This window comes from Streptomyces sp. NRRL S-87, assembly GCF_000719335.1.
Taxonomy (GTDB): Bacteria; Actinomycetota; Actinomycetes; order Streptomycetales; family Streptomycetaceae; genus Streptomyces.
Genome location: NZ_JOGB01000243.1, coordinates 1 through 226, shown reverse-complemented (window position 1 = coordinate 226; position 226 = coordinate 1). Strand labels below are relative to the sequence as shown.

Genomic DNA, 226 nt, shown 5'->3' with positions numbered 1-226 from the left:
GGAGTACGCGGCCCCACCGGCGCACGGGCCCAGCATGACCGAGATCTGCGGGATCACACCCGAGGCCCGGGTGTTGCGCTGGAAGATGCCGCCGTAACCGGCAAGGGCGGACACGCCCTCCTGGATACGGGCGCCGGCGCCGTCGTTCAGGGACACCAACGGGGCGCCCGCAGCGATGGCCATGTCCATGATCTTGTGGATCTTCGTCGCGTGGGCCTCACCCAGC

At 69.9% G+C, this 226-nt stretch carries 1 protein-coding gene; it reads right to left on the bottom strand.

What is annotated here, in order from left to right; all coding sequences use genetic code 11:
- Positions 1-226: carboxyl transferase domain-containing protein (locus IF43_RS37650; RefSeq protein WP_037891800.1), on the bottom strand; the 226-nt coding region annotated here is incomplete at both ends.